General features: G+C 73.5%; 22 protein-coding genes. 11 read left to right on the top strand and 11 right to left on the bottom strand.

Features of this window, described 5'->3' with window-relative positions:
* Window positions 1-40: 40 nt before the first annotated feature.
* Window positions 41-685: an NAD(P)-dependent oxidoreductase gene (locus AC3RJ8_RS04175; protein WP_489714684.1), complete on the bottom strand. Its 645-nt coding sequence runs from the start codon at window positions 683-685 to the stop codon at window positions 41-43.
* 88 nt (window positions 686-773) lie between these two features.
* On the opposite strand from AC3RJ8_RS04175, the gene AC3RJ8_RS04170 reads away from it, so the two are divergent.
* Window positions 774-1,157, top strand: coding sequence for a winged helix-turn-helix transcriptional regulator (locus AC3RJ8_RS04170; RefSeq protein ID WP_489714683.1), 384 nt, complete (start codon window positions 774-776; stop codon window positions 1,155-1,157).
* 106 nt (window positions 1,158-1,263) lie between these two features.
* A complete protein-coding gene (locus tag AC3RJ8_RS04165) occupies window positions 1,264-2,883 on the top strand; it encodes an ATP-dependent DNA ligase (protein WP_489714682.1) in 1,620 nt (539 codons plus the stop codon).
* Here AC3RJ8_RS04165 and AC3RJ8_RS04160 read toward each other — a convergent pair.
* Window positions 2,827-3,762 carry a LysR family transcriptional regulator substrate-binding protein gene (locus AC3RJ8_RS04160; protein ID WP_489714681.1) on the bottom strand — a complete coding sequence of 312 codons (936 nt, stop codon included), beginning with the start codon at window positions 3,760-3,762 and terminating at the stop codon, window positions 2,827-2,829. The genes AC3RJ8_RS04165 and AC3RJ8_RS04160 overlap by 57 nt on opposite strands.
* A gap of 52 nt (window positions 3,763-3,814) precedes the next feature.
* Here AC3RJ8_RS04160 and AC3RJ8_RS04155 point away from each other — a divergent pair, with 52 nt between their 5' ends.
* Window positions 3,815-4,222, top strand: a complete 408-nt coding sequence (locus AC3RJ8_RS04155; protein ID WP_489714680.1) for a DUF5997 family protein — start codon at window positions 3,815-3,817, stop codon at window positions 4,220-4,222.
* Between the two features lies 1 nt (window position 4,223).
* Here the strand turns inward: AC3RJ8_RS04155 and AC3RJ8_RS04150 are convergent, their stop codons facing one another.
* Window positions 4,224-4,580: an Rdx family protein gene (locus tag AC3RJ8_RS04150; protein WP_489714679.1), complete on the bottom strand. Its 357-nt coding sequence runs from the start codon at window positions 4,578-4,580 to the stop codon at window positions 4,224-4,226.
* A gap of 98 nt (window positions 4,581-4,678) precedes the next feature.
* Here AC3RJ8_RS04150 and AC3RJ8_RS04145 point away from each other — a divergent pair, with 98 nt between their 5' ends.
* Complete coding sequence (locus AC3RJ8_RS04145) at window positions 4,679-5,968, top strand: class I SAM-dependent methyltransferase (RefSeq protein WP_489714678.1); 1,290 nt, start codon at window positions 4,679-4,681, stop codon at window positions 5,966-5,968.
* A 174-nt stretch (window positions 5,969-6,142) separates the two neighbouring features.
* Here AC3RJ8_RS04145 and AC3RJ8_RS04140 read toward each other — a convergent pair whose 3' ends face one another.
* Window positions 6,143-6,544, bottom strand: coding sequence for an FKBP-type peptidyl-prolyl cis-trans isomerase (locus AC3RJ8_RS04140; RefSeq protein WP_489714677.1), 402 nt, complete (start codon window positions 6,542-6,544; stop codon window positions 6,143-6,145).
* Window positions 6,545-6,768: 224 nt separating this feature from the next.
* A complete protein-coding gene (locus AC3RJ8_RS04135; protein WP_489714676.1) occupies window positions 6,769-7,677 on the bottom strand; it encodes a LysR family transcriptional regulator in 909 nt (302 codons plus the stop codon).
* Between the two features lie 81 nt (window positions 7,678-7,758).
* On the opposite strand from AC3RJ8_RS04135, the gene AC3RJ8_RS04130 reads away from it, so the two are divergent.
* Window positions 7,759-8,784, top strand: coding sequence for a DMT family transporter (locus AC3RJ8_RS04130; RefSeq protein WP_489714675.1), 1,026 nt, complete (start codon window positions 7,759-7,761; stop codon window positions 8,782-8,784).
* 4 nt (window positions 8,785-8,788) lie between these two features.
* Here AC3RJ8_RS04130 and AC3RJ8_RS04125 read toward each other — a convergent pair whose 3' ends face one another.
* From AC3RJ8_RS04125 to AC3RJ8_RS04115, 3 genes are all read right to left on the bottom strand, one after another.
* Window positions 8,789-10,141, bottom strand: a complete 1,353-nt coding sequence (locus tag AC3RJ8_RS04125) for an RNA polymerase sigma factor (RefSeq protein WP_489714674.1) — start codon at window positions 10,139-10,141, stop codon at window positions 8,789-8,791.
* A complete protein-coding gene (locus tag AC3RJ8_RS04120) occupies window positions 10,138-10,560 on the bottom strand; it encodes a YciI family protein (RefSeq protein WP_489714673.1) in 423 nt (140 codons plus the stop codon). The genes AC3RJ8_RS04125 and AC3RJ8_RS04120 overlap by 4 nt, the downstream gene beginning before the upstream one ends.
* Before the next feature lie 63 nt (window positions 10,561-10,623).
* The gene (locus AC3RJ8_RS04115; RefSeq protein ID WP_489714672.1) at window positions 10,624-11,052 is read right to left on the bottom strand and encodes a YciI family protein; all 429 of its coding nucleotides are present in this window, start codon (window positions 11,050-11,052) and stop codon (window positions 10,624-10,626) included.
* A gap of 165 nt (window positions 11,053-11,217) precedes the next feature.
* Here AC3RJ8_RS04115 and AC3RJ8_RS04110 point away from each other — a divergent pair, with 165 nt between their 5' ends.
* From AC3RJ8_RS04110 to AC3RJ8_RS04100, 3 genes are all read left to right on the top strand, one after another.
* Entirely contained in the window at window positions 11,218-13,134 is a 1,917-nt protein-coding gene (locus AC3RJ8_RS04110; protein WP_489714671.1) for a glycoside hydrolase family 15 protein, read from the top strand.
* A gap of 67 nt (window positions 13,135-13,201) precedes the next feature.
* Complete coding sequence (locus AC3RJ8_RS04105) at window positions 13,202-14,056, top strand: alpha/beta fold hydrolase (protein WP_489714670.1); 855 nt, start codon at window positions 13,202-13,204, stop codon at window positions 14,054-14,056.
* Window positions 14,049-14,642 (top strand): TetR/AcrR family transcriptional regulator, encoded by a 594-nt coding sequence (locus AC3RJ8_RS04100; protein WP_489714669.1) that lies wholly within the window; start codon window positions 14,049-14,051, stop codon window positions 14,640-14,642. Before AC3RJ8_RS04105 ends, AC3RJ8_RS04100 begins: the two co-directional genes overlap by 8 nt.
* A 152-nt stretch (window positions 14,643-14,794) precedes the next feature.
* On the opposite strand, the gene AC3RJ8_RS04095 is transcribed toward AC3RJ8_RS04100, so the two are convergent.
* Both AC3RJ8_RS04095 and AC3RJ8_RS04090 read right to left on the bottom strand, forming a co-directional pair.
* Complete coding sequence (locus tag AC3RJ8_RS04095) at window positions 14,795-15,637, bottom strand: Bax inhibitor-1/YccA family protein (RefSeq protein ID WP_489714668.1); 843 nt, start codon at window positions 15,635-15,637, stop codon at window positions 14,795-14,797.
* Window positions 15,638-15,777: 140 nt separating this feature from the next.
* Window positions 15,778-19,155: an efflux RND transporter permease subunit gene (locus AC3RJ8_RS04090; RefSeq protein ID WP_489714667.1), complete on the bottom strand. Its 3,378-nt coding sequence runs from the start codon at window positions 19,153-19,155 to the stop codon at window positions 15,778-15,780.
* Window positions 19,156-19,443: 288 nt separating this feature from the next.
* Here AC3RJ8_RS04090 and AC3RJ8_RS04085 point away from each other — a divergent pair, with 288 nt between their 5' ends.
* Window positions 19,444-19,683 carry a hypothetical protein gene (locus tag AC3RJ8_RS04085; protein WP_489714666.1) on the top strand — a complete coding sequence of 80 codons (240 nt, stop codon included), beginning with the start codon at window positions 19,444-19,446 and terminating at the stop codon, window positions 19,681-19,683.
* A 23-nt stretch (window positions 19,684-19,706) separates the two neighbouring features.
* Window positions 19,707-20,360: a helix-turn-helix domain-containing protein gene (locus AC3RJ8_RS04080; RefSeq protein ID WP_489714665.1), complete on the top strand. Its 654-nt coding sequence runs from the start codon at window positions 19,707-19,709 to the stop codon at window positions 20,358-20,360.
* On the opposite strand, the gene AC3RJ8_RS04075 is transcribed toward AC3RJ8_RS04080, so the two are convergent.
* Window positions 20,337-21,278: an EamA family transporter gene (locus AC3RJ8_RS04075; RefSeq protein WP_489714664.1), complete on the bottom strand. Its 942-nt coding sequence runs from the start codon at window positions 21,276-21,278 to the stop codon at window positions 20,337-20,339. The genes AC3RJ8_RS04080 and AC3RJ8_RS04075 overlap by 24 nt on opposite strands.
* Before the next feature lie 71 nt (window positions 21,279-21,349).
* On the opposite strand from AC3RJ8_RS04075, the gene AC3RJ8_RS04070 reads away from it, so the two are divergent.
* Window positions 21,350-22,273 carry a LysR family transcriptional regulator gene (locus AC3RJ8_RS04070; RefSeq protein WP_489714663.1) on the top strand — a complete coding sequence of 308 codons (924 nt, stop codon included), beginning with the start codon at window positions 21,350-21,352 and terminating at the stop codon, window positions 22,271-22,273.
* Window positions 22,274-22,375: the final 102 nt, after the last annotated feature.

Genomic DNA, 22,375 nt, shown 5'->3' with positions numbered 1-22,375 from the left:
ACACCTCGGACGCTGAAGCGTGACCTTCCACGACGTCGGGTCAGTGCGCGACGGTGAACCGGGTGCGCCGGTGCGCGGGCTCCTCGATCTCGTCGACGACGGCGCGGGCGAAGTCGGGACCGGAGATCTCCGACCGCCCCGCGTCGTCGGTGACCAGCACGTCCCCGCCGACGCGATAGCTGCCGGTGTCCTCGCCCGGGGCGTAGGCGCCGAACGTCCCGGCGGGGCTCAGGTAGAACCAGTCGAGCTCCGCGGGCCCCGCGCGCAGGTCGTCGAGGATGCCGGTGAACTCGCTCGCCTCGTCCTTGAACGCGTCCGGGAACTCCGGGGTGTCGAGCAGTCGGGGGCCGCCCTCGGCCACCTGCAGCGAGGCGGCTCCGCCGACGACGGCGAGGCGCACGCCGCGCTGCTGGGCCGCGGCGGCGAGCCGCGCATACGCGGGCCGGACCTGCCCGGCCATGTCACCGCGGGGCGACACGGCGGCCACGACGACGTCCGCGCCGTCGAGCGCGGCGGCGACCGCGGCGTCGTCGAGCACCGAGCCCTCGGTGTACGCGACGCCGTCGATCGGTTCGGTGGGGACGGACCGGCTGAGCGATCGGACCTGGTGGCCGCGCGTGGCGGCCTCGCGGACGATGTGGGTGCCGGCGTAGCCGGTGCCGCCGATCACGGTGATGCGAGCCATCTGGCGTGCTCCTCTGATAGTTACTGATGGAGAGTCACTCTCCATTGGAGAGATTAAGTCGTAGAATGTCGCTGCGCAAGGAGGAACCGTGAACCAGCTCCCGTTCGACCCGTACCAGCGCGGCTGCCCGAGCCGCACCGTCCTGGACCGCATCGCCGACCGCTGGTCGGTGCTCGTCCTCGGCGCGCTCGACGGCGGCCCGCTGCGCTTCACTGCGCTCGCGCACCGGGTCGACGGGGTGTCCCAGAAGATGCTCACGCAGACCCTGCGCGGCCTCGAGCGCGACGGGCTCGTCGCCCGGACCGTCCACGCCGAGGTGCCGCCGCGCGTCGAGTACGCCCTCACCGACGCCGGGCAGGGCGCGCTCGAACCGATCCGCGCGATGGAGCGCTGGACGCTCGACCATGCCGGCGACGTGCTCGCCGCCCGGGCCGGCTACGACGCCGACCACGCGATCCCCGCCGCGACGTAGCACCTGCCGCGCCGCCGGAGGCCCCGCGGGGTGCGACCGGAGGCCCCTGCGGCACTGCTTCTCGGTACGACCGGCGGGCGTCGGTGGCCGCTGCCACGATGGGACGGTGCTGCTGACCGAGCTCGTCACGACCCACGCCGCCGTCGCCGCGACGCGCTCACGGCTGCGCAAGCGAGAGCTGCTGGCCGACGCGCTGCGTCGCGTCGGCGACGGCACGGAGACCAGCCCGGGTGCCGACGAGGTCGAGATCGTCGCCTCGTTCCTCTCGGGACGCCTGCGGCAGCGCCGCACCGGCGTCGGCTGGCGGTCGCTGACCGACCTGCCCGCGGCGGCGACCGAGCCGACGCTCACGCCCGTCGAGGTGGACCGGGCCTTCGAGGCCATGTCCGCGCTGACCGGCGCCGGCTCCCACGTGGCACGTTCTGGCGCGCTCGCCGCGCTCCTGGCCCGCGCCACGCCGGACGAGCAGCGCTTCCTGCGCGGGCTGGTGCTGGGTGAGCTGCGTCAGGGCGCCCTCGACTCCCTGCTGCTCGACGCCATCGCCGCGGCGGCGGACGTACCGCCGAAGGCCGTCCGCCGGGCCGCGATGTTCAGCGCACCGTCGGGTCCGGTCGCCCGGGCCGCCCTCACCGGCGGTGTCGGCGCGCTCGAGGACTTCCGGCTGCGGGTCGGGCGTCCGGTCCGGCCGATGCTCGCCTCCTCCGCCCCCGACGTCGCCGCCGCGCTCGCCCGGTTCGACGGCACCGAGGTGGCCGCGGACGTCAAGCTCGACGGGATCCGCGTCCAGGTGCACGTCGCGGGCGGCGACGTCGCGGTGTTCACCCGTTCCCTGGACGACATCACCGAGCGGCTCCCCGAGGTCGTGTCCCTCGCCCGCGACCTGGACGTCCGGGCCGCGGTGCTCGACGGCGAGGCCCTCGCCCTGGACGACGGCGGACGCCCGCGCCCGTTCCAGGAGACCGCCGCACGCACCGGGACGCACGACGTCGGCTCCGCCGCCCCGTCGGTGCCGCTGAGCGTGCGGTTCTTCGACGTCCTGCACCTGGACGGCACCGACCTGCTGGACGCCCCCGCCCACGAGCGGCTCGCCGCGCTGGACCGCGTCGCGCCACCGGCCGCCGTCGTGCCCCGCGTCGTGACCGCCGACCCCGACGCCGTCCAGCAGTTCTTCGACGACACCGTCGGTGCCGGGCACGAGGGCCTGGTCGTCAAGGCGCTCGACGCCCCCTACGACGCCGGACGGCGCGGTGCCGCCTGGGTGAAGATCAAGCCGCGGCACACGCTCGACCTCGTGGTGCTCGCCGTCGAGCGGGGCTCAGGGCGCCGGGAGGGCTGGCTGTCCAACATCCACCTCGGCGCGCGCGAACCGGGCGGCGGGTTCGTCATGCTCGGCAAGACGTTCAAGGGGATGACCGACGAGACGCTCGCCTGGCAGACCCAGCGGTTCCGCGAGCTGGCCGTGGACGACGACGGCCGGGTCGTGACGGTCCGACCGGAACAGGTCGTGGAGATCGCGTTCGACGGCGTCCAGCGCTCCACCCGCTACCCCGGCGGTGTCGCCCTGCGGTTCGCTCGCGTCATCCGCTACCGCGACGACAAGACCGCGGACGAGGCGGACACCCTCGACGCCGTCCTCGCGCTGCGCACGTCGCCGGCAGCGCCGGCGCGGTCACCGCTTGCGGCGCCGGCCCTGCCCGGTGCCGCCCGCGCGACCCCGGCCGCGTGACGGGCGGCCCGACGCCCCCGCGCTCCCCCGGCCCGAGCGGCCCCTCGCGGGACCGCCCTTCGCTGGACCGCCCTTCGCGGTGCCACCCTCGCGTCCCGACGAGCCCGCCCGTGCCGTCGCCGCACCCTTCGCGCCCTCGGCCCCGGCGGCTCGCCCGCCTCGGCCGCGTGAGCTGTTCGCCGTCCGGCCGCGGACGATCCCGACCATCTCCTCCACGAGCTCCGTGACGTCCTCGGTCAGCCCGTCCCGGCGCCACACCAGGCCTACGGGCGCCTCCGGCACGCCGTCGACGACCCGCGTGACCACGTCCTTGCGGTGGTGCAGGCGCGCGAGGGACATCGGCACCACGACGACGCCAGACCCGGCGGCGGTCCACGCGACCGCCTCCTCGGTGGTCGCCGGCTCGGGCTCCACCAGGGTTCCGGTCCCGTCGTCGTAGGCCTCGGGCCGCCGGCCCGGGCGGTCGACGCCGGCGTCGAACAGCACGTCGTCGCGGGGTACCCACAGCACGTCGTCGGCCAGGTCGTCGACCGTGACCCGCTCGTCGTCCTCGGTCGCGGCCAGCAGGTGGTCGCGGGAGACCACCACCACGGGCAGCTCGTCGTACAACGGGATGGCATGGAAGACGTCCTTGTCGACGGGCAGTCGCGCGATCGCTGCCTCGACCTCACCGCCACGCAGGGCGCCGGGGACGTCGGCGGCGCCCACCTGCACGAGGTCGAGCCGGACGCCGGGCAGCCGCTCGCGCCACGTCCGCGCCCACCGGCCGGGCGTCGCCCCGGGGACGTACCCCAGCCGGAACCGGGGGGCGTCCGCCGCACCGTTACCGCCGTCGTCGGGCCCGGGCTCGTCCGGCGCCGGTCGCGTGTCGTCGCTCACGCGCCCAGGCTACGGGGCGCCGGGGGCGCTCACCCGCGACTAGGCTGGGCCCATGGCCGGAACCCCCTTCTCCCAGCAGGTCCTCAAGCCGACGAACGCGGCGAAGAAGCTCGGGGTGTACCTGCCCGCCACCCCGCCCGAGTTCCAGGAGCACGGCGTCACGCGCGCCGAGCTCGAGGAGCTCGAGAAGAACCCCCCGCAGTGGCTCGCCGACCTGCGCCGCAACGGCCCGCACCCGCGGCCCGTCGTCGCCGGACGGCTCGGCGTCTCGATCGCGGGCCTGGCCCGCGGGGGCATCACCGACCCCCTCACGAGCGAGCAGATCGACGAGCTGCGCGCGGACCCGCCCGAGTGGCTGGTCCGCGAGCGCGAGACGGCCGCGAAGGTCCGCGCCGAGGACGACCGCGTCGCCGCCGAGGCGGAGAAGGCCGCGAGGAAGGCAGCCCGCGAGACCCGCTGAGCTACGCCTGGTCCGCCGACGCCTGGTCCGCGGCGACGCGGTCCGTGTGCCCGAGGGGCAGGTCCGGGGCCACGGCGTCGCGGACGGCCTTCTTCAGGGGCGGGATCTCCGGGAACCCGCCCTCGGCCTTGCGGTCCCACAGCAGCGTCGGCTCCGCGCCGGGGGCACGGACCAGCTCGACGCGGAACACACCGTCGGTGCCCGGCACCAGCGCCACCTCCCCGAGTCGCGTGCGGAAGGTCTGCAGGAGCTCCTGGGCCACCCAGGCGGCCCGCAGGAGCCAGCGGCACTGCGTGCAGTAGGTGATGGTCACCCGGGCGTCCGACGACGGCACGGACTTCTCGCTGGCTGCACTCATGGGGCCAGGGTAGGCCGCCGTCCGAGACCGCCAGATCCCCGACGGGACGGACGGGCGGCCGTGGCGTGGTCGGGGCCGACATCGGGGAGACTGGACACGTGCACCACACCCCTGACCCCACCCGGCCGGACGCGTCGCGCCACGCCGACAAGACGTCTCCCCTCGACCCGGGGACGCGGGCGGCGACCGTCCTCGCCTCGCTCGTCCCGTTCCCTGACGACGGCTCGCGCCCCGACGGCCCCGTCGCGGTGGACGCCACCGATCGTCTGCTGCTGGCCGAGGCGGCTCCGCTCGTCGCGGACGCCGGGCCGCGCGGCGTCGTCGTCCTCGGTGACCGGTTCGGAGCGCTGACCCTGGGCGCGCTGGCGCTCGGTGCCGAGACCGTCCGCGCCCACCACGACACGATCGACGCGGAGGCGGCGACGCTCCACAACGCCACCCGGGCGCAGGACGCGCACGGCGTGCCGGACGCCGCGTCGCACGTCACGACGTCGGACGAGCTGAGCCCCGAGCTGCTCGACGGTGCCCGGCTGGTCCTGCTGCAGCTGCCCAAGTCGCTGGGCGAGCTCACTGAGATCGCGGAGGCCGTCGCACGGTTCGCCGACGACGACGTGACACTCCTGGCGGGCGGGCGCATCAAGCACATGACCCGGTCGATGAACGACGTGCTCGGCGACCGCTTCGCGTCGGTGCACGCCACCCTGGCGCGCAGCAAGTCCCGCGCCCTGGTCGCCACGACGCCCCGGCCCGAGGTCCGTTCGGCCGCACCGCTCTACCCGGCGCGCGAGCGCCTCACGGATCCCGAGCTGCTGGCAGCGGCCACACCGACGCACGACGGCGCTGCCCCGGCCGAGCACGTCGAGGTGGTCGCCCACGGCGGGACCTTCGCGGGTACGGGGCTGGACCACGGCACCCGGTTCCTGCTGAGCACGGCGGGCCGGTGGCCGGCGGCGCCCCGGGTGCAGGACGCCGTCGACCTCGGCTCCGGCACGGGGCTGCTCGCCGTGGTGCTGGGTCGCCGCTACCCGGACGCCCAGGTGGTCGCCACGGACCGGTCCGCGGCGGCGGTCGCCTCGACGCGGGCCACCCTCGCGGCGAACGGCGTCGAGGGCGTCGTGACGAGGAGCGACGTCGGCTCCGACCTGCCCGACGCGAGCGCGGACCTCGTCCTCCTCAACCCACCGTTCCACGACCGGGCCGCGGTGAGCACGGACGCCGCCCACCGGATGTTCGCCACGGCCGGGCGGATCCTGCGGCCGGGCGGTGAGCTGTGGTGCGTGTTCAACACGAAGCTGCGCTACCGCGGCTCGCTGGTCCGCGCCGTCGGCCCCACGGACCACGTGGCCCAGGCTCCCCGCTTCACGGTCACCCGCTCCCGCAAGCGCTGACCTCACCCCTGCCCAGTCCTCCGCTCCCGTCGAGACGGAGGACCCGAGCGGGCGGCGGGGCAAGGCGGGGTGAAGGGTGCCGTGCACGGTCGTCCTCCCCGAAGTGGAGGGCCCCCTGGGGCCCGTGAACGCGACCGTGCACGGCACCCTTCACCCCGCCGGACGAAGAAGAGCTCAGCGCACGCCGACGACGTCGACGACGAAGACCAGCGTCGCCCCACCGGGGATGCCCGCCTGCGGCACACCGCGGGAGCCGTAGCCGTGCTCGGCCGGGATGGAGAGCAGCACGCGGTCGCCGACGTTGCGGCCCACGAGGCCCTTGTCCCAGCCGCCGATGACGGCACCGACGCCGATCGGGAAGTCGATGGTCTGGCCGCGGTCCCAGGAGTTGTCGAAGACGTCGCCGCCCCAGGTCTGGCCGAGGTAGTTGACGACGATGGTGCGGCCGGCGTCGACGACGGGACCGTCGCCCTCGGCGAGGACCTGGACCTGCAGGCCCGACGGCGCGTCGCCCTCGGGGAAGGTGATCGCGGGCTTGTCGCCGAAGGAACCGGTGGCGGTGGGCAGGGTGGTCACGGGAGAACCTCATCCGTCTCGGGAGGCCGCGGGCCGTGTCGCCCGGCGGCAGTGCGCGTCAAGCCTACGCGGCCCCACCCTCCCCCCGAGTTGTCAGAGTGTGAGCCGCGCATACCTCGACGAGACCCTGACAGGTCGCGAGCGCTCCGAGCTGTCAGAACCTGCGGGAGGTCGACGTCGCTCACACGCTGACAACTCGACGGCGGGAGGGGCGTCGGTGCAGGTCAGTGCGCCTCGGCGGCGACGTTCCCGGCGGCGACCTCGCGCAGCACGTCGAGCGCGGCCCGGACCGGCGGCGTGTGCGCGACGGCGTCCTGCACCACCGCGTAGATGGTCCGCGAGGGCGTGGGCCGGACGGCGGGGACACCGACCGTGCCGGGCGGCAGGTGCACGGCACCCAGCGCGGGGAGCACGGTGATGCCGATCCCGGCGGCGACGAACGCGAGGGCGGTCGGGTAGTCGTGCGCCTCGACGCGGAACGCCGGACTGAACCCGGCGGCCCGGCACGCCTCGAGCAGGTTCCGGCGGCACCAGCCGCGGGCAAAGTCGTTGTCGACCCAGGCTTCGTCGGCCAGCTCTCCGAGCTCGATCTCGTCGCGGCCGGCGAACGGGTGGGCGGCAGGCAGGACGGCGACGTACGGGTCGTCGAGCAGGTGGTGCGCGGTGAAGCCCTGACCTGCCTCGTACCCCTGCCGGGCGACGACGACCTGCAGGTCGGCCCGAGCTGCGGGGTCGGCGGGGATCTCCTCGCGCAGCTCGAGCTCGAGGCGCAGCCTGGGGAACCGGTCGGTGACGGTGCTGACCACGTGCGGCAGCCAGGCCGCGCCGACCGAGGCGAAGTACGCGACGGTGAGCCGGCCGGTCCGACCCGAGCGGAGGTCCGCGACGAACGACTCGGCCTCGCCGAGCCGCGCGAGGACGCCGTCGGCCTGGGCCGCGAGCGCCTCGCCCGCCGCGGTGGGCCGCACACCGCGGCCGTGCCGGGCGAGGAGCTGCAGGCCGGTCTCGCGCTGGAGCGCCGTGACGTGCTGGCTCACGGCCGACGGCGTGTAGCCGAGGTTGGCGGCGGCAGCGGCGACGGAGCCGCTCGCCACGACCGAGCGGAAGATGCGCAGGCGGTGGACGTCGAGCATCCTTCAACAGTACAGCCGGACTGAAGCGTTCGGTAGACATCAGGACTGGTGCTGAATGGTACTCGGAGCGACGATCGTGCCATGACGACGACGAGCACCCCGGCAGCCACCCTCGGACGCGCCACCTCCTCCCGCGCCGGACGCCTCACGGCCGCGGCGATGGCGGTCACCGTGCTGCTCTGGGCGTCGGCCTTCGTCGCGATCCGCGCCGTCGGCCACGACGTCGACCCCGGCCCCCTGACCCTCGGCCGCGTCGCCGTGGGCAGCGTCGCCCTGACCGTGATGCTCCTCGTCGTGCGCGCCCGGCGGCGCGTCCGCGCCGCGGGGGCAGCGGCCCGCACAGGCGGGCCGACGGCCGGGCCGGGGCGGGCCGCCGTCCCGCGGGGGCGCCTGCTGCTCCTCGTCGCGGTCTGGGGCGTGGCCTGGTTCGGCGCGTACAACCTCAGCCTGAACGCCGCCGAGCAGCACCTGGACGCCGGGACCACCGCGCTGCTGGTGAACATCGCGCCCATGCTCGTCGCCGTCCTCGCCGGCGCGCTCCTCGGCGAGGGGTTCCCGCGCCGGCTGCTCGTCGGGATCGGCGTCGCGTTCACCGGCGTCGTGATCATCGCCGTCGCCACGTCCTCGGGGAGGTTCGACGCCGTCGGCGTCGTGCTGGGCCTCGTCTCCGCCGTCCTGTACGCCGGTGCCGCGACGCTCCAGAAGCGGCTGCTCCCCCACGTGGACGCCCTCACCATGACCTGGCTCGGCTGCCTCGCCGGCACGGTGGTCTCGCTGCCGTTCCTGCCGGGCCTGGTCGACCAGGTGTCCGTGGCCACGTCCTCGACCGTGCTCGGCATCGTCTATCTCGGAGTGTTCCCGACCGCGATCGCGTTCAGCACGTGGGGGTACGTGCTGACCCGGGCCAGCGCCGGACGCACCGCGGCCACCACCTACGCGGTGGCCGCCGTCGTCGTCCTGCTGTCGTGGGCGCTCCTGGCGGAGATCCCCACGCCGGCCGCGCTGCTCGGCGGCGTCCTCGCGCTCGCCGGGGTCGCAGTGGCCACCCTGCCCGCACGCCGCCGAGCTGTCGGGGCGAGGCAGATGGATACCGCCCGGTCATCCTGACAACTCAGGCGAGCGCGGCGGCCTTGGCCTCCAGCACCCCCCGCTCGCGCTCGTTGCCGCACCGCTGTGCCGCCAGCTCGAGCTCGGCCCGCGCCTCGGCGTGGCGGCCCAGCCGGGACAGGAGCTCGCCGCGCACGCTGGGCAGCAGGTAGGAGCCGGCCAGCGCGCCGGTCCCCGCCAGCGCGTCCACCTCCTCGAGACCCGCCGCCGGCCCGGACGCCATCGACACGGCCACCGCACGGTTGAGCTCGACCACGGGCGACGGCGCCACTCGACCGAGCGCCTCGTACAGCGCCACGATGCTGTCCCAGTCGGTGGCCTCCACGGAGGCGGCGACGTCGTGCTGCTCGGCGATCGCCGCCTGCAGGCCGTACGGCCCCAGCCCACGACCGGCGCCCTGGGCACGGGCGAGCGCCGCGCGACCCCGCCGGATCGCGCCGGCGTCCCAGCGACGGCGGTCCTGGTCCGCCAGGAGGATCGGCTCGCCGTCGGAGCCGGTGCGTGCGGGGAACCGGGCGGCCGTCAGCTCGAGCAGGGCGAGCAGCCCGGCAACCTCCGGCTCGTCGGGCACCAGCCGCGCGAGCACCCGGGCGAGCCGGATCGCCTCGCGGGCGAGGTCGGTGCGGATCCAGTCACCGCCGCCCGACGCCGAGGACCCCTCCGAGAAAATGAGGTACAGGACGTTGAGCACCGAGCCGAGCCGGGCGGTCCGCTCGTCGGCCGGCGGGACCTGGAACCGGACCCGGGCCGCACCGAGCTGCTTCTTCGCCCGCGTGATGCGGGCCTGGATCGTGGGTGTGGGGACCAGGAAGGCACGCGCGATCTCCTCGCTCGACAACCCCCCGACCACCCGGAGCGTCAGCGCGACCCGCGCCTCCTTGGCGAGCACCGGGTGGCAGGCGGTGAAGATCAGGGCGAGCTTGTCGTCCTCGATCCGGTCGGGGTCCCACAGCAGGTCGGGCTCGCCGCCCTCGGACGGCGTGGCCCCCGCGTGCGCCCCGCCCTCGCCCAGGTCCCGGGCGAACGCGGCGTACCGCACGTCCCGCGCCGCCCGACGGCGGAACGCGTCGATCGCCCGACAACGCCCGGTGGCGAGCAGCCAGCCCGTCGGGTCGCGCGGCACACCGTCACGGGGCCAGCTCACGAGCGCCTCCGCGACAGCCTCGGAGGCGACGTCCTCGGCGAGCGCGAGGTCGCCGGTGTACCGGGCCAGCGCACCGACGATCCGTGCCGACTCGATCCGCCAGGTGGCCTCGACCGCGCGGCGTCCGGCGTCGGGGCCCTCCTCGACCCCGCCGCCGGACGTCGGTGCTGCTGCCGGGGTGCCGCCGTCGGGCACCCCGCCGGTGCCGTTCACTCGGTCCCGAGCTCCTTGCGCCACTCCTTCTCCTTCTCGATCCACTCGTTCTCCTGGGGGAAGTCCTCGACCCCGTGGACGCGCCGGACCTCGAGCTTGGTGCCGGGCCCGCTGAGCGGCGCCCGCTTGGCCCACTCGACGGCCTCGTCCTTCGACGCGACGTCGAGGATCCAGAAGCCGTTGAACAGCTCCTTGGTCTCGCCGTACGGCCCGTCCGTCACCACGGGGGTGTCGGTGGAGAAGTCGACGACGGCGCCCTCGGAGGCGTCGGCGAGCCCCTCGCCGGCGGTGAGCACCCCCGCGTCCATCATCTGCTCGTTGTAGCGGCCCATCGCGGCGATGACCTCGGTAAAGTCCATCGCCTCGTAGTCGGCCTGTCCCTCGTCGGTGCCCCGCATGATCAGCATGTACTTCGTCATCGTCCTGTCCTCTTCTCAGGTCTGCCCGGCTGGCGCCGGCGTGATCGGTCGGCTCGGCTCGGCTCAGAGCTGGCCGGTGCGCTCGCGCCAGGCGCGCTCGGCCTGGATCCACTCGTTGTCGGCCGGGAACTCGTCGATCGTGGGGATGCGGCGGATTTCCGACTTCATGCCGGGCCCGGCGAGCGGTGCCTTCTTCGCCCAGGCGACGGCGTCGTCGATCGTCGGGACGTCGAGGATCCAGAAACCGTTGAAGAGCTCCTTGGTCTCGCCGTACGGTCCGTCGGTGACGGTCGGCTCGTCGCTCGAGTAGTCGACGACGACACCCTTGTCGGCCTCCTCGAGACCGTCCATCGCGACCAGGACCCCGGCCTCGATCAGCTCGTTGTTGAAACGACCCATCGTCGCGAGCATCTCCTCGAAGTCGGTGCCGGACTCGGCGAACGCCGCCTCGGCCTCGTCGGTGCTGCGCATGATCAGCATGTATTTCGCCATGGTTCTCATCTCCTGTGACGACGGTCCCCCCGCTGGGGACCTTCTCACCCCCAGGTCGAACGGGAAACCCGTGGATCGACACGCGACGTCACAAGTGTGTGAATCTTCCGCGACCCGGGGGTCACCAACTGGCGCCCGGACCCCCACGCGACGCAGTCTGGTCCCATGACGCTCGATGCCCAGCCCACCCCCCGGTCCGACGGCCGCAGCACGTTCCCCTCCATCGCGGAGTACGCGTTCCTGTCCGACTGCGAGACCAACGCCCTGGTCGCTCCCAGCGGCGCGATCGAGTGGATGTGCCTGCCCCGCCCCGACTCCCCGAGCGTCTTCTCCTCGATCCTGGACCGCGGGGCGGGGATGTTCCGCGTGGGGCCGCACGGCGCGCGCGTCCCGGTGGCGCGGCGGTACCTGCCGGGCACGCTCATCCTCGAGACGACGTGGCAGACCTCGACCGGCTGGCTCGTGGTGCGCGACGCGATGGTCATGGGCCCGTGGCACAACCTCGACGAGCGGTCGCAGACGCACAAGCGCACCCCGACCGACCACGACGCCGAGCACGTCCTGCTGCGCACCGTGAAGTGCGTCTCGGGCACCGTCGACCTCGAGGTGGTCTGCTCCCCCAAGCCCGACTACGCGCGCGGCGAGCCGGACTGGGAGTACCTGGACGACGGCTACTCGTCGGTCGTGGCCCGCATGGGCGACGAGAACCCGGACCTGCGCCTGAGCTCCAGCCTCCGGTTCGGCCTAGAGGGGCAGCGCGCCCAGGCCCGGACCCGGATGAGCGAGGGCGAGACGGCCTTCGTGGCGCTCGCGTGGTCGCCGCTGCCGGCGCCGGGATCGTTCGAGGAGGCCGCCGACAAGATGTGGCGCACCGAGCAGTTCTGGCGCGACTGGATCACGCAGGGCTCGTTCCCCGACCACCCGTGGCGCATCTTCCTGCAGCGGTCGGCCCTGACGCTCAAGGGGCTGACCTACGCCCCGACGGGGGCGCTGCTGGCCGCGGCGACGACGTCGCTGCCCGAGACTCCGGGCGGTGAACGCAACTGGGACTACCGCTACGCGTGGATCCGGGACTCGACGTTCGCGCTGTGGGGTCTGTACACGCTCGGCCTGGACCGCGAGGCCAACGACTTCTTCGCGTTCATCCAGGACGCCTGCCACGACAACAAGCAGCTCCAGATCATGTACGGCGTGGGCGGCGAGGAGAAGCTCACCGAGTCCGAGCTGAGCCACCTGTCGGGCTACGAGGGCGCCCAGCCGGTCCGTGTGGGCAACGCCGCGTACAACCAGCGCCAGCACGACGTCTGGGGTGCCGTCCTGGACTCGGTGTACCTGCACACGCGCAACCGCGAACAGCTCCCGGAGGCCCTGTGGCCGGTGCTCAAGCGCCAGGTGGAGGAGGCCGCCAAGCACTGGCACCTGCCCGACCGGGGCATCTGGGAGGTGCGGGGCGAGCCGCAGCACTTCACGTCGTCGAAGCTCATGTGCTGGGTCGCGCTCGACCGGGGGGCGCGGCTCGCCCGCCTGTACGACGAGCCCGACTTCGCCGAGCAGTGGCAGAAGCTCGCCGACGAGATCCACGCGGACATCTGCACCAAGGGGGTCGACGGCCGCGGCGTCTTCACCCAGCGCTACGGCGACGACGCCCTGGACGCGTCGCTCCTGCTCGTCCCGCTCCTGCGGTTCCTGCCGCCCGACGACGAGCGCGTGCGGGCCACGGTGCTGGCGATCGCCGACGAGCTCACCGAGGACGGGCTCGTGCTGCGCTACCGGACCGAGGAGACCGACGACGGGCTGGCCGGCGAGGAGGGCACGTTCACGATCTGCTCGTTCTGGCTGGTGAGCGCACTGTGCGAGATCGGGGAGATCGACCGGGCGCGGTCCCTGTGCGAGCGGCTGCTGTCGTTCGCCTCCTCGCTGAACCTCTACGCCGAGGAGATCGACCCGCGCACGGGGCGGCACCTGGGCAACTTCCCGCAGGCGTTCACGCACCTGGCGCTCATCAACGCCGTCATGCACGTGATCCGCGCCGAGGAGGAGCCCACCGACCACCGGTCGTTCCGCACCCCGAGCGGCGCCTGAACACAGCCCACCAGTGTGGCGCAGCACCCTCTTGCGCGCACTGGCTAATAGGTATAGCTTGAAGGCTATGTCTGATACCCTGCGCTTCCTCCGGCTCCCCGAGGGGCGCCTCGCCTACAGCGACTCCGGCGTGACGGACGACCCGCTCGTCGTCGCCGTCCCCGGGATGGGCGACCTGCGCTCCACCTACGACGACGTCACCCCGGCCCTCGTCGAGGCCGGGTGGCGCGTCGTGGTCGCCGACCTGCGTGGTCACGGCGACTCCGGCACGAGCTTCACCCGGCACGGGGACGAGGCGACCGGTGCCGACCTCCTGGCGCTCGTCGAGCACCTCGACGCCGGCCCCGCGGTGCTCATGGGCAACTCCATGGGGGCGTCGTCCGCGGCCTGGGCGGCCGCCGAGCGGCCCGACCTCGTGCGCGGCCTCGTGCTGCTCAGCCCGTTCCTCCGCGAGACCCTCTCCCCCGCCAAGCAGCGGCTCCTGCGCGCGGCCTACCGCGTGCTCTTCGCCCGTCCGTGGGGCGCAGCCGTCTGGGCCGGCTACTACTCGATGATCAGCAAGGGTCGACGGTCGCCCCGGCACCGCGAACACGTCGCCCAGGTCAGGGCCGCGATGTCCGACGGCGCCCGCCTGCGATCGTTCCGCGCGCTGACGGTCGCGCTCGACCACGCCGTCGTCGAGCGCCGGCTGGCCGACGTGCGGGCGCCCGCGCTCGCCGTCGTCGGCGCCCTCGACCCCGACTTCGCCGACCCGGCGGCCGAGCTCGCCTGGGTGCGCGAGGCGATCGGCGTACCACCGGAGCACGGCGTCCTCGTGCCGGACGCCGGGCACTACCCCCAGCACCAGACCCCCGACGTCGTGGTCCCGGCCGTGCTCGGGTTCCTCGCCGGCCTGCCCGTGGCGGGTGATCACGGTGCCTAGGGCCGGCCTGTCGCGCGACGCGGTCGTCGACCTCGCGCTCGGGATCGTCGACGACGGCGGTCCGGACGGGTTCGCCGGCCTCACGCTCGCGCAGGTCGCCGCCCGAGCCGGCGTGGCCACGCCCAGCCTGTACAAGCACGTCGGGTCGTTGGCCGAGCTGCGCCGCGAGGTGGCCGTCCGCACCGTCCGCGAGCTCGCCGTCGTCAGCGCACGCGCGACCGTCGGACTGTCCGGGGCCGACGCCGTCCGCGCCATGGCGCACGCCTGGCGCGACCACGCCCGCACGTACCCCGGCAGGTACGCCGCCACCCAGCTCGGTCCCGACCCCGACGACCCGGCGCACGCCGAGCACCGCGCCGCCGCCGCCGAGAGCGTCGCCGTCGCCGTCGCGGCGCTGCGCGGCTTCGGGCTGCCGGACGACGGCGTGATCGATGCCGTGCGCGCCGTGCGCTCGGCCGTGCACGGGTTCGTCGCCCTGGAGCTCGGCGGCGGGTTCCGCATGCCCCAGGACCTCGACCGCAGCTTCGAGGCCCTGGTGACCATGCTCGTCGCCGGGATCACCTCGCTGAGCGACCAGAACAGCTGATCGTCCGACGGTGCGCTACCTCGCGGGGGTGTGCGCTACCTCGCGGGGGTGAGCGCTACCTCGCCGCCTGGGGCGCTACCTCGGTGGGGGACGACGACGGCCGGCCACCCGGGGCAGGGTGGCCGGCCGTCGCACGGGGATCGAGCGCTGGATCAGTCGCCGCGCAGGATCGCGAGGAGTCGCAGGATCTCGAGGTACATCCAGATGAGCGTGACCATGAGGCCGAAGGCCGCCGACCAGGCGAACTTGGCCGGGACGCCGCCCTCGACACCACGCTTGATGGAGTCGAAGTCGATCATGAGCATCGCCGCGGCGAGACCGACGGCGAACAGGCCGATGACGATGCCGAGCGTGCCGCCGCGCATGCCCCAGCCGTCGAGGACGCCGGTCCACACGAGCACCACGTTGACGAGGGAGAACACGAGGTAGCCGACCATCGAGATGAGCACCCACCGCGTGAACTTCGGGGTGACGCGCACCTTGCCGGAGCTGAACAGCGCCAGCGAGACCGCGAAGACCGACAGCGTGGCGAGCACGGCCTGCAGGACGACGCCGTCGTAGAACGACTCGTACATCTTGGAGATGCCACCGAGGAACGCACCCTGCGCGATCGCGTAGAGGGTGATCAGCAGCGGGCTCGGGTTCTTCTTGAAGGCGTTGACCAGACCGAGGACGAGCCCGACGATCATGCCGCCGATCCACAGGGCCGGCATGGTCTCGGTGAGCGACCAGCTGATCGCCGCCACCACCACGAGCAGCGAGAACAGCCCCGCCGTCTTCATGATGACGTCGGTGTAGGTCAGACGCTTGGTGTCGACGGGGGACGCCGACGGCGCGTTGTACATGTTCTGCAGCGAGGCGGCGTCGGCCGCCTGGGCGCCGAACTGACCGGCCTGGCCGTACTGGCCCGGGCCGCCCGGTGCTGTCGTGGCACCGCCGGCACCGCGCCGGGGCTCGCCGAAGGCGGCGCTGTTCGAGAAGACGGGGTTGCTCATGAGCTCCTCCTGGTCGCGGCTGCCGGGTGCCCGACGACGGGTCGTCGCGCGGACAGGGCCGGGTCGCTGGCCGTGGCCATCATCCTAGGCAACGCGCGACCCGGCCGTCAGGTTCCCGGCCGATCTGTGACGTGCTCGGGTCAGTCGGCGGCCTGCGCGGCGCGGACCGCCTCCCGGTCCTGACGCTCGGCCCGCTTCGCGGCCCTGCGGTCCCGCCGAGCGGCCCGGCGGTCCTTGCGGCCCTCGACCAGCACGTACAGCACCGGCACGATGAGCAGGGTCAGCAGGGTCGAGGAGATCAGTCCGCCGATCACCACGAGCGCGAGCGGCTGCGAGATGAACGCCCCGCCGCCGGTGATCCCGACGGCCATGGGCGTGAGCGCACCGATGGTGGCGAGCGCCGTCATGACGATCGGCCGCAGGCGCTTGCGGGCGCCCTCGCGCACCGCCTCGTCCAGCGACCGGCCGCGCAGCCGGTACTGGTTGATGAGGTCGATGAGCACGATGGCGTTGGACACCACGATGCCGATCAGCATGAGCACGCCGATGAGCGCCGGGACGCCGAGAGGCGTGTCGGTCGCCAGCAGCGCCACGAGGGCGCCGGTGGCGGACAGCGGCACGGAGACCAGCAGGATGAGCGGCTGCACCAGCGACTTGAACGTCGCGACCATGATCAGGTAGACGATCGCGATGGCGGCGAGCAGGGCCAGACTCAGGTCGGCGAAGGCCTCCTCCTGGTCGGCGGCGACACCGCCGATCTCCACGGTCGCGCCCGGCGGCAGCTCGAGCCCGTCGACGGCCGTGGCCACGTCGGTGCTCAGCGTGCCGAGATCCTGGCTCTCCGGGGTGATCGACACGGTGGCCGAACGCTCCCCGTCGACGCGGCTGATCGACGTCGGCGTCTCGACCTCCGCGACCTCGGCCACGTCCGTCAGCGGAACCATGCCGGCGGCGGTCGGGATCTCGATCCCCTCGACCTCCTCGACGGTCGCGGGCGCCTCGCCCGAGACGACGACGGCGTCCACCGGCCCGTCCCCGAGGTCGACCTCGCCGACGGTCTGCTCCGGGTTCATCGTGCCGGACACGATCCCGGCCACCTGGGTCTCGGTGAGGCCGGCCTCGGCGGCCGCCTCGCGGTCCACCGTGACCTGCAGGACCGGCTGGGCCGAGGCGAGGTCGTTGGTGACCTCCGCGACGCCGTCGAGGCCGGAGACGGCCGCCGTGGCCTCGTCGGCCGCCGCGGTGAGGTCGTCGGCGTCGTGGGCGCGGACCACCAGGTCGATGGTGGTGGACCCGAAGCCGGAGTCGCCGCCCGCCACGCTGACCTCCGTCGTCGGGCCGTCGCCGGTGAGCGACTCCGCCGCGTCCCGGACGTCGCCCTGGACGGCGAGCGGGTCGGCCTCCTCGTCGAGCGTGATCGAGAAGGTCGCGGTCGGCGCCGAACCGCCGCCGAAGAACGCGGCCTCGCCGGCGTCGCCCGAGCCCACCGAGGTCTGGACGGTCTCGATCCCCTCGACGCCGTCGAGGGCCTCCTCCATGTCGCGGGCGGCCTCGTCCTGCGCCTCCAACGACGCCGTGTCGGTGAAGGTCTGCGTGACCGAGACGGTGTCCTGGCCGGAGTCACCGATGAAGTTGGTCTCGAGCCGCGGCACGAGCGCGAGCGTGCCCGCGAGGATGCCGACGGCGATCACCAGCGAGATCCACGGGTGCCGCAGCGACGCGGCGAGGCTCGGCACGTACGCGCGCTGCCACAGGCCGCGACGCTCCTTGGCCTCGGCGGCCTCGCGGATCGCCTCGCCCCCGTCATCAGCGACACCGTCGGAGCCGGCGCTGCCCTTCGGCGCCTTGACGAACCAGTAGGCGAGCACCGGCACGATGGTCAGCGCCACGAGCAGCGACGCGAGCATCGCGATGGCGACGGTGAACGCGAACGGCCGGAACAGCTCGCCGGTCATGCCGGAGACGAGACCCAGGGGCAGGAACACCGCCACGGTGCAGATGGTCGAGGCGGCGATGGCGCCCGCGACCTCGCCGACGGCGGTGAGGATCGCCTGCTTCTTGTCCTCGCCGTAGGACAGGTGTCTCTTGATGTTCTCGATGACGACGATCGCGTCGTCGACCACGCGCCCGATGGAGATGGTCAGCGCGGCCAGCGTGAGGATGTTCAGGGTGTACCCGGTCAGGTCCATGACGAGGAACGCCGTCGCGAGGGACAGCGGGATCGACACGGCCGAGACGAGCGTCGAACGCACGGACAGCAGGAACACCAGGATGATGAGGATCGCGAAGATCAGCCCGAGGCCGCCTTCGGTGGCCAGGCCCTCGATGGACTCCTCGATGAAGGGCGCCTGGTCGAACACGACCGCTGTGCTCACGCCGGCCGCGTCCAGCTCGGCCGCGTTGTCGTCCAGGACATCCTGCACCGCGTGCGAGACGTCGACGGTGTTGCCCTGCGGGGTCTTGGTGATGGCGATGCCCAGCGACGGCTCGCCGTCCAGCCGGGAGAAGGAGTCCGCCTCGGTGGGAGCCACGGTGATCTCGGCGACGTCGCCGAGCAGCACGGGCTCCGGCAGCTCGGGCGGCGCCGGGGGCGCGTTGGCGTCCGGCAGCAGCTCGTCCTCGCCGGGGACGACCGCCTCGTCGCCGGTGCCGGGCTCTCCCCCGGTGTCCGACGGCGGCACATCGGTCGCGCCGTCGGGCGCGGTGGCGTCGCCGCCCGCTCCGGAGTCCGTGCCGGTGCCGTCGGCAGCGCCGCCCGTGCCGCCGGTCTCGGCGGCGGACGGCACGAGGGGGATGTCCTCGAGGTCGTCGACGCTCTCGACGCGGGTCCCGGCCTGCAGGGAGTAGGTCGCGCCGTCCTCGGTGACGGTGCCGGCGGGGATCACCACGCCGTAGTCCGCCAGGACGTCGGTCACCTGGGTGAGCTCGAGGCCGTCGTCCGCCAGCTCGGCCGGGTCGACCTCGATGAGCACCTGCTCCGCCTGCCCCCCGGTGACGGCCACGGAGCGCACGTCGCCGATCTCCTCGAGCGCGGGGACCAGGACGGTGTCGATCTCGTCGGCGAGAGCGGCGACGTCGTCGGACCCGGCGGCGGCCAGCTGGACCACCGGCAGGTCGTCGAGCGAGCCGGTGACGACCTGCGGGTCGACGTCCTCCGGGAGCTGCGACTGGGTGCGCGTCACCGCGGTGGTGAGCCGCTGGGTGGCGGCATCCATGTCTGTGCCGTACTCGAAGGCGACCGTGGTCATCGACATGCCGGTGGACGCCGTCGAGGTGATCGACTCGATCCCGTCGACCGTCTGCGCCGCCGCCTCGAGGGGCTCGGTCACGTTCTGCTCGACCACCTCGGGCGACGCGCCGGGGTACACGGCGACGACGGCACCGGCCGGGAGCTCGAGCGACGGGATGAGCTCCTGCTTGAGCGACGTCAGGCTCAGGGTGCCGAACGCGAAGATCGCGATCGTCGCGAGAGCGACGACGGCACGGTTGGCCAGGGACAGGCGGGCAAGGCGGAACACACACACTCCTGAGGGGCGGGGGGAGGTGCACGACGGCGGCATCGTACGGCTGCACAACGGAGCGTACGCCGGTCGAGTTCCCGCGAGGTCACGGGTGGATGAACCTTGGCCTCCGTGTTCGAACACTTGTACGATCGAAGGCGCTGCACCGTGCACCTCGTACCGCACTGCACTGCACTGCACCGCACCGCACCGCGAGGCAATCCAAAGAACATGTTGCAAAGCTATCTTTGCAACGCTATCTTGGTACCACTTCGATGCACCGTCCGTCACCACCGGGAGCCCGACATGCTGCTCGCCATCACCTTCCCCACGACCACCTCCCGCTCCGAGCGCCGCCTGCTCGACGACCTCGTCGACCGCCTCGGCCACGCACTGGTCGCGCTGGGCACCCGGATGACCCGGACCGCCGCTCGCCCGCCGCGCACCGACCACACCGCTGCGCGACGCACCGCCGAGGCGCGGTACCGCGCCGACGAGCACATGCGGGACAACGCCGCCCAGGTCAACCCGCTCGGCCTACGCTGAGCGCCTCGCTGTACCGTCGTCGCATGAGCGACACCCCCGAGGCTCCGTCCGGCGGCGACCGGCGGCCCGACCGGCTGAGCGCGTTGCGGCTCCGAGGCCTCTCGCACCCGCTGCGGGTGCGGATCCTCGATCTCCTGCAGGTCCACGGCGCGCTCACCGCGAGCCGGCTCGCCGAGCTCGTCGGCGAGTCCAGCGGCTCGACCAGCTACCACCTGCGCCAGCTCGCCAAGCACGACTTCGTCCGGGAGGTCGAGGGTCGCGGTACGGCCCGCGAGCGGTGGTGGGAGGCCTCGCCGGGCGGGTTCTCCATCGGCCCGGAGGACCACGACGACGCCGGCCTGCGGACCACCAAGTCCCTCGTGAACGCCGAGTTCGAGCGCACCCGTCAGGACAAGATCTGGCGGCTCCTTGCCGTCATGGACACGGACCTCGAGCAGACGGAGCTCGCCCGGTGGAAGGATGCCGTCACGCTCAGCACCTCCAACTTCTTCGCCACGCCCGCACAGCTCTCGCGCCTGATCCAGGCCGTCAGCGCCGTCCTCGACGAGCAGCTGGAGCCGCTGAAGGACCAGGACGACGTGCCCGGTGCGGTGCCCGTCCAGATCCACTTCAACGCGTTCCCCGTGGTGGACGCCGTGCGCGACGACCGGCCCTCACCGCGCGACGACGGGCACTGAGGGTGCTCCCTCGGGTGCCGCGCCCTCGGACCCGTTCGGCTCGGCGGCGCGCGCCCGACGACGCGCCCCGCCCCACAGCACGCCCGCGACGACCAGCGCCCCGCCGCCCAGCTCCAGCAGGCTGACCGCCTCGCCCAGCACGACCCATGCCGCCGTCATCCCCACCACCGGGACCAGCATCGAGTAGGGCGCGACCACCCCGGCGGGGTGGCGAGCCATCAGCCAGGTCCAGACGCCGGAACCCAGCACCGTCCCGACGACCACCGTGTAGGCGAGGCCGACGAGCGCGCCCACCGCACCCGGCTCGTCGAACGACGTCAGCGACCCCACGATCCGGGCCGGACCCTCGACGGCCAGGGCGAGCGCCAGCATCGGCAGGGGTGGCACGACCGACATCCACAGGGTGAGGTGCAGTGGGTTCTGCGGCCGCGCCTGCCGGTTGGAGATGTTGCCGAGCGCCCAGCCCAGCGCACCGGCGAGCGTGAGCAGGAACGGCAGGAGCGCCGCCGTCTGCGCCTGCTGCCAGCCGACCACCGTGAGGCCGGCGACGGCCACCAGGATCCCGGCGACCTGCCGCGGCCCAACCCGCTCGCGGAGGAACGTCGCTCCGAGGACCACCGTGAACGGCCCCGACGCCTGGAGCACCAGGGACGCCAGCCCGGCCGGCATCCCGACGGCCATCCCCCAGTAGAGGAAGGCGAACTGCAGGATGCCGAAGCCGACGCCGTAGCCGATGAGCCACCGGACGGGCACCCGGGGCCGCGGCACCAGGAACAGCGTCGGGACGGCGATCACCGCGAACCGCAGGGCCACGAGGAACATCGGTGGGAAGTGTCCGAGCGACGCGTCGATGGCCAGGAAGTTCAGACCCCACATGACGGCGACGGACGCGGCGAGCAGACGGTGGCGCAAGGGCATACCGCCATCGTCGACCCGACCTCGGTGAAGGACAAGCGAGAGTTTCTGTCATGACTCTGTAGGCTGCCTTCATGGATGTCCGACACCTCGAGCTCCTGCGCGAGCTGGCCGACCGCGGCAGCGTCTCCGCCGTCGCGGCCGCGACGCACCGGACACCGTCGGCCGTCTCGCAGCAGCTGCGCACGGCGCAGCGTGAGCTCGGGGCACCGCTCGTCGAGCCGCACGGCCGCGGCCTCCGTCTGACCGACGCCGGACGCCTGCTCGCCGAGGGCGCGGTCGACGTGGCCACGGCCCTCGCCGAGGTGCAGGCACGCTGGGACGCCTTCCGGGACGCGCCGACGGGCACCGTCACCGTCGCCGCGCTGCCGAGCGCCGCGGCGTTCCTGCTCCCCGCCGTCGACCGTGCGCTCACCGGCAGCGGGATCGACCTGCGCTACACCGACGTCGACCTCGCCGAGTCCGCGTACGGCGCCCTGACCGCCGACCACGACGTCGTCATCGCGCACAGCCTGACCAGCGTCCGGCCGGCCGGGACCGACGGCCTCGTCGTGGTCCCCGTGGCGGGCGAGCCGCTCGACGTGGCGATGGCCACCGACCACCCGCTCGCCGTCCGGGAGACGGTCGACGCCCACGACGTGGTCGACTCCGCATGGATCGGCGTGCCGGCCGGATACCCGTTCGACACGGTCCTGCGGAGCATCGAGCAGACGACCGGCGCGCAGCTCGACGTCCGGCAGCGGCTCGTGGACAACCGGCTCATCGAGTCCCTCGTCGCGGCCGGCGACCGCCTGGCGGTCCTCCCCCGCTTCACCACCCCGACCGGGGACCGGCTGACTCTGCGGCCCCTGACGGGCGTCCCGGCCACGCGGCACGTCGCCGCGGTGATGCGTCCGGACCGTGCCCGCCGCCGGGCCGTGCGCCAGGTGCTCGACGCCGTCGTCCGCGCCGCCGAGGAGACCGCACGCCGGCACCACGCCGACCCGGCGGCGCGCTGATCTGCCAGGAGCAGATGCGCTGACGGCAGATCGCCGTTCCCCCGCCGGCGCCGACGACCCACCGTGGAGCCATGACCACCACCACGCTCCGCTCCTCGGACG

The organism is Isoptericola sp. MSGPD8_1_ISO-PGPR-S23-394 (assembly GCF_058072785.1).
The sequence above is the reverse complement of the archived record's forward strand: the minus strand, read 5'-3'. Positions and strand labels throughout refer to the sequence as shown.

Bases quoted from the DNA above. Each gene is read 5' to 3' on its own strand.
- AC3RJ8_RS04095 (WP_489714668.1), bottom strand. From the start codon at position 15,637: ATGAGCAACCCCGTCTTCTCGAACAGCGCCGCCTTCGGCGAGCCCCGG.
- AC3RJ8_RS04150 (WP_489714679.1), bottom strand. From the start codon at position 4,580: ATGAGTGCAGCCAGCGAGAAGTCCGTGCCGTCGTCGGACGCCCGGGTG.
- AC3RJ8_RS04070 (WP_489714663.1), top strand. From the start codon at position 21,350: ATGGATGTCCGACACCTCGAGCTCCTGCGCGAGCTGGCCGACCGCGGC.
- AC3RJ8_RS04130 (WP_489714675.1), top strand. From the start codon at position 7,759: ATGACGACGACGAGCACCCCGGCAGCCACCCTCGGACGCGCCACCTCC.
- AC3RJ8_RS04115 (WP_489714672.1), bottom strand. From the start codon at position 11,052: ATGGCGAAATACATGCTGATCATGCGCAGCACCGACGAGGCCGAGGCG.
- AC3RJ8_RS04085 (WP_489714666.1), top strand. From the start codon at position 19,444: ATGCTGCTCGCCATCACCTTCCCCACGACCACCTCCCGCTCCGAGCGC.
- AC3RJ8_RS04075 (WP_489714664.1), bottom strand. From the start codon at position 21,278: ATGCCCTTGCGCCACCGTCTGCTCGCCGCGTCCGTCGCCGTCATGTGG.
- AC3RJ8_RS04105 (WP_489714670.1), top strand. From the start codon at position 13,202: ATGTCTGATACCCTGCGCTTCCTCCGGCTCCCCGAGGGGCGCCTCGCC.
- AC3RJ8_RS04110 (WP_489714671.1), top strand. From the start codon at position 11,218: ATGACGCTCGATGCCCAGCCCACCCCCCGGTCCGACGGCCGCAGCACG.
- AC3RJ8_RS04155 (WP_489714680.1), top strand. From the start codon at position 3,815: ATGGCCGGAACCCCCTTCTCCCAGCAGGTCCTCAAGCCGACGAACGCG.
- AC3RJ8_RS04135 (WP_489714676.1), bottom strand. From the start codon at position 7,677: ATGCTCGACGTCCACCGCCTGCGCATCTTCCGCTCGGTCGTGGCGAGC.
- AC3RJ8_RS04120 (WP_489714673.1), bottom strand. From the start codon at position 10,560: ATGACGAAGTACATGCTGATCATGCGGGGCACCGACGAGGGACAGGCC.
- AC3RJ8_RS04080 (WP_489714665.1), top strand. From the start codon at position 19,707: ATGAGCGACACCCCCGAGGCTCCGTCCGGCGGCGACCGGCGGCCCGAC.
- AC3RJ8_RS04175 (WP_489714684.1), bottom strand. From the start codon at position 685: ATGGCTCGCATCACCGTGATCGGCGGCACCGGCTACGCCGGCACCCAC.